The organism is Pseudoalteromonas sp. 3D05 (genome assembly GCF_002723455.1).
GTDB lineage: Bacteria > Pseudomonadota > Gammaproteobacteria > Enterobacterales > Alteromonadaceae > Pseudoalteromonas.
This window is the reverse complement of record NZ_PDUS01000026.1, coordinates 1-13,436: the sequence shown is the minus strand read 5'-3', so window position 1 is coordinate 13,436 and position 13,436 is coordinate 1. Positions and strand designations below refer to the sequence as shown.

8 protein-coding genes and 1 pseudogene are annotated in these 13,436 nt (G+C 37.3%); 5 read left to right on the top strand and 4 right to left on the bottom strand.

Annotated elements, in window-relative coordinates; all coding sequences use genetic code 11:
• The first annotated feature begins 314 nt into the window (after window positions 1-314).
• Window positions 315-2,846, top strand: a complete 2,532-nt coding sequence (locus CSC79_RS18565; RefSeq protein ID WP_237114062.1) for a response regulator — start codon at window positions 315-317, stop codon at window positions 2,844-2,846.
• On the opposite strand, the gene CSC79_RS18560 is transcribed toward CSC79_RS18565, so the two are convergent.
• Window positions 2,843-7,351: an EAL domain-containing protein gene (locus CSC79_RS18560; protein ID WP_237114061.1), complete on the bottom strand. Its 4,509-nt coding sequence runs from the start codon at window positions 7,349-7,351 to the stop codon at window positions 2,843-2,845. The genes CSC79_RS18565 and CSC79_RS18560 overlap by 4 nt on opposite strands.
• A gap of 161 nt (window positions 7,352-7,512) precedes the next feature.
• On the opposite strand from CSC79_RS18560, the gene CSC79_RS18555 reads away from it, so the two are divergent.
• The 4 genes from CSC79_RS18555 (at window position 7,513) to CSC79_RS18540 (ending at window position 11,021) form a co-directional block, all read left to right on the top strand.
• Complete coding sequence (locus tag CSC79_RS18555; protein ID WP_099297410.1) at window positions 7,513-8,067, top strand: isochorismatase family protein; 555 nt, start codon at window positions 7,513-7,515, stop codon at window positions 8,065-8,067.
• Between the two features lie 113 nt (window positions 8,068-8,180).
• On the top strand, window positions 8,181-9,647 hold the full coding sequence (locus CSC79_RS18550) for a methyl-accepting chemotaxis protein (RefSeq protein WP_099297408.1): 1,467 nt from the start codon (window positions 8,181-8,183) through the stop codon (window positions 9,645-9,647).
• Window positions 9,631-10,152 (top strand): DUF6436 domain-containing protein, encoded by a 522-nt coding sequence (locus tag CSC79_RS18545; RefSeq protein WP_099297406.1) that lies wholly within the window; start codon window positions 9,631-9,633, stop codon window positions 10,150-10,152. Before CSC79_RS18550 ends, CSC79_RS18545 begins: the two co-directional genes overlap by 17 nt.
• A gap of 545 nt (window positions 10,153-10,697) precedes the next feature.
• Complete coding sequence (locus tag CSC79_RS18540; RefSeq protein WP_099297404.1) at window positions 10,698-11,021, top strand: hypothetical protein; 324 nt, start codon at window positions 10,698-10,700, stop codon at window positions 11,019-11,021.
• Window positions 11,022-11,083: 62 nt separating this feature from the next.
• On the opposite strand, the gene CSC79_RS18535 is transcribed toward CSC79_RS18540, so the two are convergent.
• The 3 genes and pseudogenes from CSC79_RS18535 to CSC79_RS18525 all read right to left on the bottom strand — a co-directional run.
• Entirely contained in the window at window positions 11,084-11,938 is an 855-nt protein-coding gene (locus CSC79_RS18535) for a GGDEF domain-containing protein (protein ID WP_180270456.1), read from the bottom strand.
• A gap of 43 nt (window positions 11,939-11,981) precedes the next feature.
• A complete protein-coding gene (locus tag CSC79_RS18530; RefSeq protein WP_099297400.1) occupies window positions 11,982-12,785 on the bottom strand; it encodes an alpha/beta hydrolase in 804 nt (267 codons plus the stop codon).
• Window positions 12,786-13,018: 233 nt separating this feature from the next.
• Window positions 13,019-13,304: pseudogene (locus CSC79_RS18525) on the bottom strand (helix-turn-helix transcriptional regulator); the annotation flags it as partial.
• Window positions 13,305-13,436: the final 132 nt, after the last annotated feature.

Genomic DNA, 13,436 nt, shown 5'->3' with positions numbered 1-13,436 from the left:
TAATAACTTTAACTTGGCAAAGAAGGTTTTTTCCCTTACTTTTAGTGGTAGTTATTAATAATTAGGACATGTTCTTGGTTATATTTCAGCATCGTTATTTTGTACTTTTTTGCTCCATTATACTGGCGGTGCTAGCTGGTTTTGCAAATCTATTACCATTTTGGTTTTTAGACAGTTCAGAGTTTTTGTTCGGCCAGCTTTTTGTTTTACTCTCCCTTTTGTTCTTTGGTTTGCGCTATGCCTTGTTTGCTTGTTGTGTTAGTGCGGCTTTCATATTTTATCGCTGGGGACATTGCTGGCCTTCAATCGTTTTCATGGGGGAAGTTTTTTGGCTCTATTATTTCTGCTACTGCCGCGCTAAGCCACTATTTTTTATAGGCATAGCCTATTGGTTAACTATAGGTTTACCGCTGCTTGGTTTAATTGGCGTTTTTGTTGTAGATATTCACCTGTTGGGTGTATTTACAGCCTTAGTTAAATACTTTTTAAATGCTGCAATCACATTAATCGTTATTGATTTAATAAGCTTCTTCTTTATCAGGCAAACTTGGCAACGCAGTGGCTTATCCTTGTATCAAATTCTTAACTATATAGTGAGTTTGTTGGTCGTACTCGTCGTGTTGTTAACCACCATTTTGTTAACAAACAACCACTATACTCGTATCGAATACGAGGTTAAATCACAGCTGCTGGATAAATCAAAAGATATTGCCGCCAAGATAGATCTTTACTTAAATGATTTTCGTCGTGGGGTAGTGTTAACGGCAAAAGCAATTGAACATGGAATGGATGAAGAGGTTGCACTTGAAAACTTAATGGCGCAATACCCAAATTTACGCTCGTCAATAATTAGTGATGCAAATGCGATTGCTCGTGTATTTAATCCCATTAGTCTTAAAGAAAGTTTAAATGATGACGCACCATCCATTGCTGATAGGGATTACTACATTATTGGCAAAGAAAGACCAAACGGTTATATCTCAAATATATTTGAGAGTCGTGGGTTGGGCGATGTTCCTATTGTGGGAGTTTCTGCACCAATTGTAAAAAATGGTGAGTTTCAAGGCATCGTTGAAGGGTCACTGGTATTTGGCACATTATTGCAATTTAGACCAAGCTTTTTTGATAATGAAGGCGAGCTTATTGTTTTGGATGCTAGTCAGCAAATTGTTTTTAGTACATTAGCTAAGCAGTACCCTGTACTAACCCCAATTAGTAACTCAGACTTGGCGCAGCTTAAAGGCAATGAACGAGCTATTATGGAGCAGACAATTGATGGTGAGCAATATTATGCTCAATTATTTAAATCTCCAGAGCAGCAGTGGTATGTCATTACTTTATTCAATAGAAAGCATGCTAATTTGGTTGCAGCTGGCGCATGGCTTCAATCGCTGTTTTTAGCCTTTGTTATTATTGTCCTCATAGGTATATTTATCACGCGTTTGTCTAGGTGGTTAGTAAGGCCGATAGAAGATTTAAGTACACAGATTGATGAGTTTGATCCTAAGGAGTCTACAGTTACCTTGCCTCATGACAATCGCTCATGGCTAGAAGTGCACAATCTTCAACAACAATTTGGCGTAATGGCGATTAAGCTCAGTAATAGTTTTAATGAACTTGAACAAGCAAACATTGAAAACAAAGCCCTCAATTCAAAGCTAAAAGACTTCAATTATAAACTGGAAGAGCAGGTAAACGAGAAAACAAACGAATTAATAAAAGCGGTGGCTCTTGCTAATAAGGCAAGTCAGGCTAAGTCACAATTTTTGGCCAATATGAGTCATGAAATTCGAACACCTCTCAATGGCATTATTGGTTTAACGGATATTCTATTGACCGAAAATACGCTTGAAAATGAAAGTTGCGAGCAACTGCAAATGATCCAGCAGAGCGCAAACAATCTATTATTGATATTAAACGACATTTTGGACTTTTCTAAGATAGAGGCGGGTGCGCTGAAGCTTGATGACCAAAGTGTGAACGTGCGTCAATTACTTAATCAAGCTGGACAAGTGTTTAGTAATACAGGCGTTAAAGAAGGCGTGACTTTTGAGTTACTTATTGCGCCTAATGTTCCCAAAGTTATATTGGTTGATGGGTTGCGTTTAAGCCAAGTCATCAACAACCTATTAAGCAACGCAGGTAAGTTTACAGCTAAAGGTAAAATTAAATTACAGGTTGATCATAAAGACGGGAATTTACTAGTCGCAGTTCAAGATACTGGTATAGGTATTTCGCAATCGCAACAAGCTTCCTTGTTTAAGGAGTTTACTCAGGCTGATATATCAACAACTCGGCACTATGGTGGCACAGGGCTAGGGTTAGCCATTTGTCAGCGTATTTTAACCTTGATGGGTGGTAAGCTTGAGGTAAGCAGTGTGGTAGGCGAGGGGAGCTGTTTTTCTTTATCATTACCAATTGAGCTTGCGCAGTCAGCTGAAATTGAAGAAAAGCAGATGGCAATACCTGACTTGTCCAATTTTCGTATTCTGTTAGTAGAGGATAACCCTATTAATCAAATTGTAATATCGAAAATGCTGGCAGACACTCGGTGTTCTTTGCAAACTGCTGGGGATGGTGAATTAGCGCTTTCGTGTATGCGCAAGCACGAATTTGATCTGATATTGATGGATTGTCAGATGCCGAATATGGACGGTTATCAATGTACCAGAGAAATACGCAAAAATGCGCAACAGTTCGGCCCAGTCACAATTATTGCTATCACTGCTAATGCCTTTGAAGAAGATAAGAAAAAATGCTTACAGGTAGGTATGAACGACTTCATATCAAAACCCGTTGATAGAGCTCAATTATATAATTGCTTAGTTAAGTGGGCGAACAATTAAATGCAGTCTAATTGCTTTATTACTTGATTTAGCGTCGACTCTTTTAAGAGTTCAGTTGCTGGCATCGGTTTGGCAAAGTAATAACCTTGAAAATCGTGACAGCCAAGTTTGTTTAGAAACTCTATCTGCTCAAGCGTCTCAACACCTTCAGCAATACAATAAAGCCCCAAGTTCTCAGCAAGCAAGTAAATTGTTTTGATAATTGATTCATTTGAAGCGTCAGAGCCGATATTTCTGACAAAACTCTGGTCTATCTTAATAACATCAATTGGAAATTGACTTAAATAAGTCAATGAAGAGTAGCCAGTACCAAAATCATCAAGTAATAACTTAAACCCTGCATTTCTCAGTGAATGTAATTGTTTTGATGCTTTTTCTTTGTCTTCTAGCAAGGTGTTTTCAGTGATCTCTAACCGCAGTTGAGATGGCTTAATATGATGACGGGCTAAAATTAGAAGCAGTCGCTCACTTAGATTAGATTTCAAAATGTGTACCGGTGATAAATTTAGCGAAAGATAAAATCGAGGATTTGAGCGCAGTAACGAAGAGAGCTCACTTAAAGCTCTGTCTAACGCTTGTTCAGTCAACACATCAATTAAGCCTGCCTCCTCTGCGATAGGAATAAACTTAGCGGGAGATACAAAGTTGTCCTCGTGTTTCCAACGCATCAATAACTCAACCGCATTGATTTTTTTAGTTTTATTATTAACTATGGGTTGATAATAGTTGAATAATAAATCATCTTTAAACGCATCCTTCAAAGCATTTTCTAACAGGAGTTTTTGGGTGATTTTGTCATTCATTTGCTCTGTGAAAAACTTAAAGCCATTTCTACCTGCTTGCTTAGCATGCATCATGGCAATATCAGAGTGGCGAATTAACATATCCGCAGAGTCGGCATCAAAAGGGTAGAGAGCAACACCTATACTTGCTGAAATATTAATAGCAAAGTCATTAATTTCGACCCTTTTTCCTAATTCTTCGGAAACGGATTTAACCAAAGTACTCAATGATTGAGGTGATTTTAAGTTTTGTATCAATAATAAAAACTCATCGCCGCTTTGTCGGCCTAAGACAGAGTTTTTACTCAACATATTATTTATACGCTGGGTTATATTACAAAGAAGCTGATCTCCTACTGCATGCCCAAAGGAGTCATTTACAGGCTTAAATTTATCTAAATCGATAAATAGTAAGGCTGCTAGAGTTTCATTCTTATTGGCATCTTGAATGGCTTCATTGATTTTCTGGTACATCAAAGTACGGTTAGGTAACTTTGTTAAAGGGTCGTAATTCGCTAAATAGCGTAACTCGTTCTCTGCTTGCTTTTGCTCTGTTAAGTCTGAAATAACAATCACGTAATAACTGATCGCTTTGGTTTCCTTTGCAATAGCAGTAATACTGATATGGATAGGGTGTGACGGGTTTGTTTTACTTTTTATATATGCATCACCACGCCAGTTTTCTTTTGCCTTTAAGGTTCGTAGTACATTGATATATTCAACATATTGACGTTTACCTAAAGCGGATAAAAATCGTTTTATATTGAGCTTATCTGCATCTGAATTAATAGAAAATGCATCTGAAAAGCTGTTATTAACAGAAATAGGCTGATAATTATTATCTAAAATGAGTAGCCAATCATTTATTTGGCTAAAGGCCTCACCTAAAACTGCAGCAAGTTGGGCGTTGGCTCTGTGTTGGGTAATGTTGGTGTAAATACCAGAGACCTTGGTTATTTCGCCCTGTTCGTTTCTTTGTGATACACGGCCTGTATCTTGATACCAAAGCCAATGCCCTTTTGCATGTTTAAGCCTGTATGTAGCTTGCCATTGATTATTACTATTATTAGAGACGAATTCGTTCCATGCTTTTATTAAATGTGCTTTATCATCTGGATGTATTAGTTGACCAAATTCTTTAACACCGACTTCATGACTAGTCACCTGATAGCCAAGCTCTTGGGTTAAACGGTTTTGTGAGCCTGAACTTGTGCTTAAATTGACCTCCCATACCCCACTATTACTACTGTTTAGTGCCAAGTCTGTTTGTTGTTGAGATAGTAAAACTCGCTTGTGGGAGTTTTCGATTGTGTTGCGTTTTGTTCTGTATTGCCAAACAATAATAAAAACAATAGATAAAGAAATTAATCCATATACAAATAATGCCAATGGGGAACGCCATGGTGCATAGGCAACATTAAAATTAAGCTTTGTGGGTTTGCTCATACCATTGCTATTGTTAAGGTAAGCAGCAATAGAGAGTTGATAGTTTCCTGGTGCAAGCTTTGTAAAAAAGACTTTATTCTTTTTGTACTTATCATAAGTAAACGAAGTAGGGCCTTTCAAAGTTACCTTGTAGCTTGTTTTGTCGATATTTAAAAAATCAAAGTTAGAGAAGCTAACTTCCAAGCCCATATCGTCAGCACTTAATTGTAATACGTCGTTTTTATATTGTTCAGGGTGATAATTAAGATCCCTCGAAAATAATTCAATTGCAGTGATCTGTGTTTTTAAATTTTCTTCAGAATATGGCACACTTAAAAAATCCTGCGGTGCTAATGTCAACAATCCCAAAGTAGTGCCAAAAGCAATGCGGCCATCATTAAGTAAAGAATGTGAATCAAGGTTAAACTCATTAACTGTTAACCCATCTTTAACGGAATAAGCGTTTATTTGCAGTGTGTTTAGATTTACGCGATATAAACCATTCTGGCTACTTGCCCATAGAAAGCCAAACTGATCTATTTGTAATGCAAAAATAGACTTAGTATTAATACCTTGGGCAAAATTAATGCGAGTTTTTTCTTCATATGTTGTTGCATCTAATGCAATGAGTCCTTCATGCGAAGAGGCAAGCCATAGTGTATTGTTGTAGTCGATAACCGTGTCGTAGGTGACAACATATGAAAGGGGGTTATAGTTCTCAACTTCATAGATTAAGGTCAGTTTTTGTGTTGTCACGTTATAGCGGTATAGCGCACCGGAAACACTTATAAGTAACTCATCAGGCTTATTTGAAAGGGGCTTTAAAAATGCATAAGAAGTTTCAGGGTCAAGTAGGTCTCGAAGACCTTTAATAATGCGAGTTTTCCCTGTTTTTCCATCATATAGGTAATAATTATCACTGTTGAAGAATGCGAAAGTGTCAGCTGTTATTTGATGAAAACCATATACACCCGGTTGATTAATAACATCTTTTGTTAGTCCTTGTGAGGGAAGAGGCACAAGCTGTTTAGTTTGTTTATCAAAAAGAGCTAGGCCTTCATACAACAGCAGCCATAAATAGCGAGTAGGTTCACCTAGATCTGCGTTTGTAATGCCATACACACTAAACTCACCATAGAATGCTTTCTCATCTAGGGTATCTAAAAAAGTAGTGCTTTTATAATCACTATCAAGATGAGATATCCCATTTTCTGTACCTAACCAAATTGAATTCTGTTCATCTTGAAACACGCTATAAATAACGTTGTTGTGTAACTTCCCATTATGGGTTATTTGAATATTACTGAAGCGTCGAGCGAGTGTTGGCCACGTAAAAACACCCTGAGAGCGTGATGCTAACCACATACCCCCAGATTTATCGACTAATACTTTAAGTATTGTGTTATCTGTAAAGTGAAACTTACTTTGGTCAAATTTAAGGATTAGCTCTTTTTGGCCGCTTTGGCTGTGGTATTGGTAAAGGCCTGCTTCAGTTGCAATGAAGTCGCCGTATTGTGTTGTTGTATAGTCCCAAATGTTATTGTCGTTCACCAGTGTTTTAACGTTTGCTAAGTCAAGCTTTGTACCTTGGATTAAGTCGATGGAGTAAAGTCCTTCAACAGTTCCGATTATCAAACTAAGCTGTTCATCGATGGATAGATATTTAACGTTTGTGTTGTAATCATTTTGTTTTGATTCGGGCAGAAATGGGATTTTTGTTGTGTAATCATCAATGATTGATTTAGAGTAAAGACCGTTAGTTGTGCCTATGTACAGATAATTTTTATTAACAGTGAGCGCTCTTACAATATGATCTTCTTTGTTAATTGAGAACTCGCGGGACATTGACTTTGTGGTCGTGTTATAAAAATAAACGTGGTGATTAATTGCAAAGTAAAATGCATTTTCGTCTTGAGTCACCGCTAGGATAGGTGAAAACGCTTTATCTTCCTTATTTAATTTACCTGAATAAATCTGTTCTGCGGCCAATGTGATTGGATCTATTATAAAGGCACCAGAAAATTCTGTAGATACAAGAATCTTGTTATCGCGTGTTTTCTTAAGTAAAACGATAGAGTATTGATCAAAAGCAGGGAGGATATTGACTTTGTAGCCATCAAAACGATTAAGCCCTTGGCGAGTGCCAACCCAAATGTAGCCTAAATCATCTTGAATAATATCAGTGACATAACCTTGTGAAAGGCCTTCATCAGGCGACAAGCGCTGCAATTGTTGGGCATAGTTGTTAGCATATGCCTTTTGGCAACAAATAGCATACATCATAGCTAAGATTAGCATAAAAAAAGTACTGAAGCGCACGTATAAGTTGACCCTGCTCAATTCGTTACTACAGACTAATATAGCATAGCGATAGTGTATTAATGAGTGAATTATAAGTGTATTTTTAACAAGTGTAAAAAAAATGCGTCAATAAATTACGCTTATAATAAGGAACTAACATGAAAAAAACATTCTCAGTAAGTTGTTCACAAAGCCTTCTGTTAGTAATTGATATTCAAAGTAAGTTAAGTCCTGTGATGGCTCAGTTTGAGCAAATTAAACATGTGACCGAACAGCTTGCTAGCGCTGCTAAGCTGTATGATATTCCACAGCTTGTAACAGAGCAGTACAAACAAGGGTTAGGCACCACGGATGAGGCATTAAAAGCAGTGTTAAAGGGGGCAACTTATTTTGATAAAACGCATTTTAGTGCTTTTAAAGAAAATGGATTTAAACAGCTTCTTGCAGATTACAATAAACCCCAGATTATTGTTGTTGGAATGGAAGCACATGTGTGTGTACTCCAGACATGTTTAGATTTACTTGCTCATGACTACAGGGTGTTTGTGATTGCTGACGGTATTTGTTCACGCAAAGAAATCCATCGTGATATTGCGCTCAATCAAATGCAAAGTGCTGGTGCGGTGATTACAAGTGCAGAAAGTATTATTTTTCAATGGGCAGAAGTGGCAAATTCTGCAACCTTTAAAAAAATACTTAATATCGTAAAGTAACCTATAATACTAAAGTAACTTTGCTGTGCGCAGTAGGGTACCTCGAATTTTTTATCATCAAATGATCTAACAGAATGTAATAAACGTTTAAACTACTATTTTTAGGGGTATACATGACTGATAGAAGCCGTCTTTTTACAGTTTTATTTGTTTTGCTTTTTGTTGAGTCAGTCGCTCTAGGCATTTATTTTTCAACTCTGATGCCTGCTTTTTTAATAGGTCTTCCCCTGTGTATATTGCCTATTTGGTTGCTAAGGACACACCCTGAACGCAAGTTAACGGCACATGTAGCAAGCGCTGCGCTTATTATGTTTTCATTTTTGCACATTCAACAATCGTTTGGCTTAATTGAGGTGCACTTTGAAATATTTATTTTAATGGCTGTCTTAATTATGTTTGTGCAATGGCAGGTATTCATAACTGCCATTGTATTAGTAGCCATTCATCACCTTTCATTTTATTTCTTGCAGACTCAAAACTCAGGCTTTTACGTTTTTGATCCAGACCGTTTAGCGTTTAGCACGGTTATCATTCATGCTGCCTACGCTATTGTTGAGGCTTTAGTTGCTGGCTATATTGCTATCACTTTGCAAAGAGAGCGCCGTGCAGGACTATCACTTACCGCAGCCACTGATAAAATAATGAATGATCCTGAGCATGTTCTACTTTCAACCCGCGCCGATGAAACAAAAAATACTACAGTTCAAGGGTTTAACTCGCTTTTGGAGTCTTTAAATACAGTGATTGAACAAGTTAAGATGCAGTCTTTTTCGTTGAAGAGTAATTCCAAAGAATTGGTTGAGGTCCATGATGAACTTGCCGCTGCTGCCGATAAACGTGCCCAGCAAACTAATGATATAGCGCATTCAGGCAGTTCCGTTGCTCATGGTTTTACGTCGGTAGAGCACGAAAGCAATGTATTGAAACAACAGGTTGACGCAATTACATTGGCCGCAGGAGACACGTTAAGTGATGTTGAAAAAACAGATGACAAAAGCCAAGAATTACGTGGTCACTTAAATCATACAGATGAACAAATAAAATTACTTGTTGCAGCTGGGGATGTAATATCTAACCTCCTCAATGAGATATCAGGCATTGCAGAGCAAACTAATTTACTTGCTTTAAATGCAGCGATCGAAGCGGCTAGAGCCGGGGAACAGGGGAGAGGTTTCGCGGTCGTTGCGGATGAAGTGCGCTCGCTCGCAAATAGCAGCAAAAAAATTACAGATAAAATTTCAAATACACTTAAAGATTTAGTAAGTAATAGTCAAACATCAACTCAGTCGATGAACCAATGTATGAGTGTGGTAGAAGAGCTAACAGATATTAGCTTCACTATGAAAGAGAATATTTTAGGCATGTCGCAGCAAATTGAAACGGTTGCTAGCAGTACGACCTCTGTGGCGAAAGTTGTCGCTGAGCAAGTAGGTAATACAGAACAGATATCAGCGAGTGCAGACGCGTTACGTATGAGTCAGGAGCAAGATTCAGCGATTGTTGCTAAGCTAACGGCTAAAGTGCAAATGATTGATGTAAGCATCGATGTTCTAGAGCAAAGCATTGCAAAATTCAAGTAAGAAAAACATCAAGCTTTACGCCATTATTCTTATATGGTTCATCAGCGTTGTAGCAGGGCTTGTCTATTTTCAATTTTCATCAATCAGTACTTTTGATCCGCAACAGAAACTGTTAAAAAATGGTTGGCTTGATGACTTTAAAAAACAAACTCAATGGCAAAACCCAAGCGATGCTATTTTAACTATTGTTATTGATTCCGAATGTGGTTGTTCTAAACGTTCAGCTGACCATGTAGAGCAGTTAACCTCATTAGCAAATAATTACGATGTTAAAGTAAAGGTATTAGATGCCGCTAAAATGAGCAAAGAACTGTTGCCAAATAGGCCTGGTGCTGTACTTGTCGATTCTGCAGGAGAACTTGCCTATGCGGGACCACTTTCAGAAGGTGTTGCTTGCTCATCTTCCAATGGTTTTGTGGAACTTGTAATGAATAATTTGCAAGCGGGGTTTAATTCACGCTTAACCATTACACAAGCGCAGGGGTGTTATTGTCGAGGAAGTTAATAATTGTTTCAATGCTTAGAACCGTTGCTTAAGCATTGATTAAATATGATCAGCAAACCGTTTACCCTTCAAACCATAACGAGATGTTGATTCCCTTTAAAATGCTCTTTTTGCTTAATTATCGACCTTCAACCTTGACTTTCTTTGTTAGCGTGGTGTGTAGTTAATACAATTAGTTTTAACTATAATATGTACAATTAATTCAAAAAACAAAGCACTATTTGGTGTTATTAAAGGATTATTGGAATTGAGTAGGGAAAAAGAATACAATTTTGTAAGATTCATAACCAGTGTATGTGTCATTCTATTGGCATCGTTTGTTATAGATAGGCTTGAGGTGACTTATCGCTTTCATATAGGGACTTATAATGTAATCCCTTTATTAATGCATTTGATTATGTTTAGTTTACTCTATTACCCATTTATTAAGTTTTTTAGCTGGTTGTATGGAGAGTTTAAAAAGTAAAATAGTTTAGTCTACTTTATATAATACATTTTAGGGCTGATGCATCCATCACAAAAGCTTGAAATATCTCGGGGTAAAAATGAACAAAGCAAGTATAGCGGTTATTGCATTTTTACTTGGTGCAACTGTGAGTGGATTTATCGGGTTTAAGCTCATGATGGAACTTGGGTATCAAACAGTTATTAGTAAGTTGGCTGATAATACAATTTTTTATCAGCAAATAGAAAAGGGCCAATCAGCGCTAACGCAAGCTTCAATAGCATCTTCATTAGAACGGTATATATACTTAGCTGATGAAAGTGAGGCTTCGATTTGGCTTTCCCCCTCACAATATGACAAGCAAATTATTATTAGAGCAAAAAAATTGCAGGCACAGCTGGGAAAAAAGCAACCATCAATGTAACTTTCATTATTTTTAATAATTTCGGATCGTGTGCCGATAAAGGTATTTATAAAACGTTACAGTCAATCAGGGACTACCTCTTCATAAAATTCAGTTCTATTACGGCCACTATTTTTAGCTCTATATAACGCTTCGTCAGCTTTATTGATCTGCATGTCGATTACGTCCGGATAAACTAAATCCTCAGGTTGTAAAACGGATACACCAATGCAAATAGACAATGTACTGTCTGAGCTTGGTTTCACTTTTCTGGCTTCTTCGTGCAAGCGTTTGCAAAAAGCGCGAGTATCTTCAAGGTTTGCTTTATATAGTACAACTAAAAACTCCTCTCCACCCCAGCGTGCAACAATATCACTAGCACGTGTAACCCGTTTTAAAATACATGATAGTTCAGTTAACACTTCATCCCCTCGGTTATGGCCAAAGCGATCATTAATTTTTTTAAACCAATCAATATCAATGGTTAAAAACGACACCGGCATAAACTGCCTTTTTAGCTGATTAATGATTTTAGCTAAATCGTCTGTAGCAGCTCGTCGGTTATGTAAACTAGTCAGCGGGTCTATTCTGGTAAGAAGCGTTAGCTTTTCAGTTTTACTTTCTAGGTGTTCCCTTGCGGCCAGCAGCTCTTGATAGAGCTTATCACGAGCCGCCGCAACGTAAATTGACCAGTATAGTTTTGAATCCAAAAGCTTGATATGAGCAACTGCTGGTGCTTTCTTTTTATCACTTAAAAGTAAAGATATCTGTATTTCTTCGCAAGAGCCGACACTAAAAATAGCGGGTCTAATATAGCTTTCAAATAAAATAGAACTAGCCTTTGAAAGAATATCAAATAAGTTATTTTCAGCATTCACATTTAACCCAAGCAGATCGTTTGCATATTGATTGCTATATTCGAGTTTATTAGTTTCCATGTCAGTTACAATCAATAAGCAAGGAAACGAGTCAAGCGTCGGTTTATTCATCTAAAAATTGATTAATTAAACTAAATACGGTTTCAGGGTCCGTCATATGTAAACAATGGCCATGGGCGTTTATGATCTCTAAAGTTGAGTCTGTTATTTTCTCATGCATATATTGGCCTATTTCAACAGATGCTAAATTGTCTTCTTTGCTTTGTAATATCAAAGTGGGCAGTGTGAGCTTTTCAAGTGCTGCTCTGTCATCAGAGAAGAAAGTGGCTTTGGCAAAAGGTTTGGCATAATTAGGATCGGTTGAGCAAAAGCTTTCAGATAATTCGTTAATTAACTCAGTTTTATTATTTTGCCCCATTACGAGAGGTGCCAAATAATTAGCCCAGCCAATGTAGTTTTTATCCATTAAATCAATTAGTTCTTCTAAGTCGCTTTTGTCAAAGCCTCCAAAATAGTTTGGTGGTAAGTTAAGAAAGCAAGGGGAGGGGCAAACCATTATAATTTTTTTAAACAAACTCGGTGATTCAATAGCTGCGAGCATTCCTATAATGCTGCTAACAGAGTGACCAATGAAGACAATATCTTTGAGTTTTAATGCTTCACAAATCTCGATTACATCGTGTGTATAACCGTTTAGTGATTGATAGCGTTGTTTACTAAAAGCAGATGTGTCTGATTGACCGCACCCTACATAATCAAATAGCACCAATTTATAGTTTGGGGCTAACATAGGCTGGATAAATCGCCACATATTTTGGTCACAGCCAAACCCATGCGCGAGCATAATTGTTGTATCACCATCGCCAATTATTTTGACGTTGTTACGAGCTAATATGTCTTTAGGCATAAATTAAATCCAGTACAAAATGTGTGGGTATGATGTGCATTTTAAGTCACCACTGCAAGTAAAAAAATAATCCAACCAAATTCTATAAAATCTGCCTATTCAATTGGTTAAGTAAAAGGAACGCGCATGATCGTAAAAGTCGCGATGCTTAAAGTATAGGCCAAGAAGGCACAGCTGCCTACGTAAACAGTAATATTAAATGATAGTGCAACTAGTTAACTAAAAATTGAGGATCACACAACTTCAATAAAGTCCTCTAAAAACCAAGCTGCAAATTCATGGCGCCCCTCAACGTTTGCTTTGCTGTAAATGACCGATGCTTGCTGGCGAACAGTTTTTTCCTTGGTATGCCTTATTGCACTTATTTCTTTAAAGCTTAATCCCTTTAATAACAGCATGGGCGACCTCTTGCTCACTGGGAGTGAGTGACCATTGTGTAAATTGAGAGTGGATCATTGCACTGTATGTATGACGCGCTATTTTCATTTCGGCTGAAATATTTTTTAGTTTATCGTCAGAGATGAGCAACTCTTGCCTTAAACACAATAACGTAGACACCCATCATAAAGTTTGTATTTCGCCAATTTTTTACTAACGTTTAATTAGTATGAAAATTAATCAGGGTGAAATGTGGCTACTGCAAGAAAACGT

What these genes read in the sequence shown, in the direction of transcription:
- CSC79_RS18565 (WP_237114062.1), top strand. Translation starts at nt 315, where the DNA reads ATGGGGGAAGTTTTTTGGCTCTATTATTTCTGCTACTGCCGCGCTAAG.
- CSC79_RS18560 (WP_237114061.1), bottom strand. Translation starts at nt 7,351, where the DNA reads ATGCTAATCTTAGCTATGATGTATGCTATTTGTTGCCAAAAGGCATAT.
- CSC79_RS18555 (WP_099297410.1), top strand. Translation starts at nt 7,513, where the DNA reads ATGAAAAAAACATTCTCAGTAAGTTGTTCACAAAGCCTTCTGTTAGTA.
- CSC79_RS18550 (WP_099297408.1), top strand. Translation starts at nt 8,181, where the DNA reads ATGACTGATAGAAGCCGTCTTTTTACAGTTTTATTTGTTTTGCTTTTT.
- CSC79_RS18540 (WP_099297404.1), top strand. Translation starts at nt 10,698, where the DNA reads ATGAACAAAGCAAGTATAGCGGTTATTGCATTTTTACTTGGTGCAACT.
- CSC79_RS18535 (WP_180270456.1), bottom strand. Translation starts at nt 11,938, where the DNA reads ATGGAAACTAATAAACTCGAATATAGCAATCAATATGCAAACGATCTG.
- CSC79_RS18530 (WP_099297400.1), bottom strand. Translation starts at nt 12,785, where the DNA reads ATGCCTAAAGACATATTAGCTCGTAACAACGTCAAAATAATTGGCGAT.